The following is a 4,775-nucleotide window of genomic DNA, read 5'->3' on the forward strand; positions in this document are numbered from 1 at the left end:
TCCTCGGCCCCGCTGTCGCGACGCCGCCGCCACTCATAGAATGTGTCCCGACTGACGCCGTAGCGCCGGCACAGATCCGACACGCTCCAATTGCCGCTCGCATAGTCCGACAGCATCTGCACCCGCTGATCCATCCGACAGATCTCCACAAAAGGCATCGGCGGTCCTCCCTCCGATGCAGTGTGAACTGTCGACAATCATCCCGGTCTGAACTGTCAGGAATCTACCCGGTCCGTACCCCTGCGTCGCCCTCACCCCAGCCCTCTCCCGCGAGCGGGAGAGGGGGCGCGCTGCGGCGCGGGGAGACCATCAGGTCTACATGAGAGAGAAGCGTAGGAACACGAAGACGACCTGGGCCTCTCACGTATTCAGGAATCGCCGGAAGTGACTGAGCGCCAGCGCGAACAGAGTGGTGCCGATCACCAGCAGCGCCAGAAACTGCGGCCACACCACATCGAGCCCGGCGCCGCGGAACAGGATGGCTTGCGACAACGACACGAAGTGCGTATTCGGCGCCAGCAGCATGATATCCTGGATGATCTGCGGCATGCTTTCGCGCGGCGTGAGGCCGCCGGACAGCGCCTGCAGCGGCACCAGGATCAGCATCATCAGCAAACCGAACTGCGGCATCGTGCCGGCCGCGGTGGCGAGATAGATCCCCATGCTGGTGGTGGCGAACAGATGCAGCGCGGTGCCGGCCAGGAACAGCAGCAGCGAGCCCTGCACCGGCACGCTCAGCACGCCCTGGATCACCACCGTCAGCGCGAAGGCCGACGCGAGCAGCACCACGCCGCCCATCGACCACACCTTGCTGATCATGATCTCGAGCGGCGTCACCGGCATCACCAGCAGATGCTCGATGGTGCCGTGCTCGCGCTCGCGGATCAGCGCCGCGCCGGTGAGGATGATCGACAGCATGGTAATGGCCGTGATCAGCTCGTTGACAGCGCCGAACCAGCCTTTGTTGAGCTCGGCATTGAAGCGGACGCGCAGCGTCTGCTCGACCGGGACCGAGGCCGCGGCCCTGTGATGCGCGAGAAACTCGTTGATCTCGCCGTTGACGATGGTCTGCACATAGCCGCCGCCGGTGAAGGCCTGGGTCACGCGGGTGGCGTCGATGTTGAGCTGGATGGTCGGCGATCGCTTGGCCAACAGGTCGCGCTGGAAATTCGGCGGGATGTCGAGCGCGAAGGTATCGAGCCCGGCGTCCATCCGCTTGTCCATCTCGGCCTGGGTGATCAGCTTGGGGATCGAGAAATACGGCGGATTGAACGCAGTGATGATTCGCTCCGACACCGGCGAGCGGTCCTCGTCGACGATCGAGATCGCAGCGTGGTTGAGCGTCTCCGGCAGCGCCTTGGATTCGATGTAGATCGAGGCCGTGAAGGCGTAGACGATTAGCACCATCAGCATCGGATCGCGCAGCAGGCCGCGCAATTCCTTGACGCCGAGCTGGACGATGTTGGAGATCCGCACGTCACTTCGCCTGTTTCTTGAGGAGCGCCGCGCCGGCGCCGAGCAACACCGGCACGGTGATCAGCAGCGGCAGCAGCGACGACCACATGTCGGCGAAACCGAGCCCCTTTGAAAAGGCGCCGCGCGAGATATTGACGAAATACGTGGTCGGATACAGCGTACCCACCACCGCGCCGAAACCTTGCAGCGACGACACCGGGTCGATCAGGCCGGAGAACTGCAGCGCCGGGATCAGCGTCAGCAGCGCGGTGCCGAAGATCGCGGCGATCTGGCTCTGCATGAAAGTGGAGAGCACCAGACCGAGGCCGGTGGCGATGATGACGTAGAGCAGCGCGCCGGTGCCGTAGGCCAGCAGGCTGCCGGTGAACGGCACCTGAAACACCAAGATGGCGAAGGCGGTGAGGAATACGCAATTGATCATCGCCAGCACGACGTACGGCAGTTGCTTGCCGATCAGGAATTCGAGCCGCGTCGTCGGCGTCGCGTAGAAATTGATGATCGAGCCGAGCTCCTTCTCGCGCACCACGCTGAGCACCGCCAGCATCGCCGGAATCATCATCAGCAACAGCGGGATCACCGCCGGCGCCATCGCCACCAGGCTTTTGATGCCGGGATTGTAGCGATAGCGCATTTCGATCTGGAAGCTGCCGGCGGCCGCGGCGTCGCCGTAGAGTTCGCGCGCCTTCTGGCTGAGCCATGACAGATGCATCGCCTGCGCGTAGCCGCGCGCGGTTTCGGCGCGCGCCGGCATGCCGCCGTCGATCCAGGTGCCGATCTCGACCGGACGGCCGCGCGATACGTCGCGGCCGAAGCCGGGCGGGATCTCGATCGCCATGGTGAGCTCGCCGCTGCGCATCCGCCGGTCGAGATCGGCGTAATCGGTGATCGGCCGCTGCTCAGCGAAGTAGCGCGAGCCGGCGATGTTGAGGATGTAGTCGCGGCTGATCGTGGTGTCGTCGCGGTCGAGCGCCGCGAAGGTCAGCTTCTCGACGTCGAGATTGATGCCGTAACCGAGCACGAACATCAGCACCACGCTGCCGAGCAGCGCCATGGTGGCACGGATCGGATCGCGCCGCAGCTCCAGCGCCTCGCGCCGCGTATAGGCGAACATCCGCCGCGGATCGAACCAGCTGCGCATCGACGCGCGCGGCGGTTCGTTGTCTTCGGTCGGAGTCGCTGCGGCGGCCACAGGCGCGGGTTTCGCCTGCGCGCCTATCGCGTCTTCCAGATAGGCGATAAAGGCGGTCTCGAGACTATCGGCGTTGCGGCTTTCGACAATCGCGCGTGGCGAGTCGCTGATCAGCACCCGGCCGGCATGCATCAGCGAGATGCGGTCGCAGCGCTCGGCCTCGTTCATGAAATGCGTCGAGACGAAGATGGTGACGTTGTCGTTGCGCGACAGGTCCGAGAGGATCTGCCAGAAGCCGTCGCGCGCCACCGGATCGACGCCGGAGGTCGGCTCGTCGAGAATCAGGATGCCGGGCGAATGGATCATCGCCACCGCCAGCGACAGCCGCTGCCTGATGCCGAGCGGCAGTTCGTCCGGCAGCTTGTCGATGATCTCAGTGAGATCGAACCGCCGCTCCATCTCGGCGATGCGCGGTTCGATCGTCTCCGGCTCCATCCGGAATAACTTGGCGTGCAGTTCGAGATTTTGCCGCACGGTGAGTTCGCTGTAGAGCGAGAACGCCTGCGACATGTAACCGACGCGGCGACGCACCGACATGTCGTTCGGATCGACCTCGTTGCCGAACAGCCGCGCCTTGCCCTCGGTCGCTGCCAGCAACCCGGTCAGCATCTTCATCGTGGTGGTCTTGCCGCAACCGTTGGAGCCGAGGAAGCCGAAGATCTCGCCCTGCTCGATCCGGAACGACACGTCGTCGACCGCGGTGAAGTCGCCGAACCTCATCGTGAGATGCTCGGCCTCGATCGCAACTCCGGACTGACCCGACTTGCGCGGCGGAATCACCACCTCGGAATAGCCGCGGCGCTCGTCTTCGGGCAGCAGCGCGATGAAGGCGGCGTCGAGCGTGCTGCCTCGAGTTTGCCTCAACAATTCCGCGGGTGTTGCCTGCGCCAGAACGCGCCCGGCATTCATCGCCACCAGGTGGTCGAAGCGCTCCGCCTCCTCCATGTAGGCGGTCGCCACGACGACGCTCATACCGGGGCGCTGCGCCCTGATATCGTTGATCAATTCCCAGAACTGCCGGCGCGACAGCGGATCGACGCCGGTGGTCGGCTCGTCGAGGATCAACAGATCCGGATCGTGGATCAGCGCGCAGCACAGGCCGAGCTTCTGCTTCATGCCGCCCGACAGCTTCCCGGCCGGCCTTTCGGAAAACGCCGAAAGCCCCGTGCTTTCAAGCAGTTCGGCAATCCGCCGGGCGCGCTCGGCATGCCCCTGGCCGAACAATCGCCCGAAGAAGTCGACGTTCTCGAACACCGACAGCGTCGGATACAGATTCTTGCCGAGCCCCTGCGGCATATAGGCGATGCGCGGACACGAGTCGCGGCGATGTTTTGGGTCGGCGATGTCGCCACCGAAGACTTCGACGCGGCCTTGCTGCACGGCGCGCGCGCCCGAGATCAGTGATAACAAGCTCGACTTGCCGACGCCGTCAGGCCCGATCAGTCCGATCATGCAGCCGGCCGGCAGATCGAGCGTGATATCATCGAGCGCCAGCGTGTTGCCGTAGCGCAGCGTCACGCCTTTAAGGCGGACGATCGGCGCGGACATCGCAGCGCCCGCCGCGGGGTCGCTCATTGCACCGGCGCTCCGCTGACTTTGGCGGGCCATTGCGCTTTGGGATCGAGTTGGACATATGCGACGCCGGGCAGGCCGGTCTTCACCAGAGCGATGTATTTGCGCAGCAATTCCTGCGGGATGTGCGCCTTGACGCGGAACATCAGCTTCTGCCGCTCTTCCTCGGTCTCCACTGTCTTCGGCGTGAACTGCGCGGTGTCGGCCACGAAGGTCGCTTTCGCCGGGATCACCACATCGGGCAGCGCATCCAGCACCAGGCGCACATCGGCACCGATCGCAACCTGGCCGGCCTGCGCGGTCGGCAGGAAGAACGTCATGTAGACGTCGCTGAGGTCGACGAGATTGAGCACGCGACCACCCGCACCCAGCACTTCGCCGGGCTGCGCGACACGATACTGCACGCGGCCGTCACGCGGCGTTTTCAGCGTCGAGTCGTTGATTTCCACGGTGATACTATCGATCGCCGCCTTCGCCGCATCGACTGCCGCACCGGCATCGACGACCTGCGCCTTGGCGGCGCTGATCGCCGCCTCGG

The 4,775-nt window shown here is 64.7% G+C and carries 4 protein-coding genes; all 4 read right to left on the reverse strand.

Annotated elements, in window-relative coordinates; all coding sequences use genetic code 11:
• On the reverse strand, positions 1-158 hold a 158-nt coding region (locus ACOJTD_RS10830), incomplete at its 3' end, for a helix-turn-helix domain-containing protein (RefSeq protein WP_420132924.1).
• A 202-nt stretch (positions 159-360) separates the two neighbouring features.
• Positions 361-1,476, reverse strand: a complete 1,116-nt coding sequence (locus ACOJTD_RS10835; RefSeq protein WP_420132921.1) for an ABC transporter permease — start codon at positions 1,474-1,476, stop codon at positions 361-363.
• A gap of 1 nt (position 1,477) precedes the next feature.
• Entirely contained in the window at positions 1,478-4,240 is a 2,763-nt protein-coding gene (gene rbbA / locus ACOJTD_RS10840) for a ribosome-associated ATPase/putative transporter RbbA (RefSeq protein WP_420132922.1), read from the reverse strand.
• Positions 4,237-4,775: HlyD family efflux transporter periplasmic adaptor subunit (locus ACOJTD_RS10845; RefSeq protein ID WP_420132923.1), on the reverse strand; the 539-nt coding region annotated here is incomplete at its 5' end. The genes rbbA and ACOJTD_RS10845, both read right to left, overlap by 4 nt.

Origin of the sequence: Rhodopseudomonas sp. (assembly GCF_048594845.1) — a bacterium.
Classification (GTDB): domain Bacteria; phylum Pseudomonadota; class Alphaproteobacteria; order Rhizobiales; family Xanthobacteraceae; genus Rhodopseudomonas.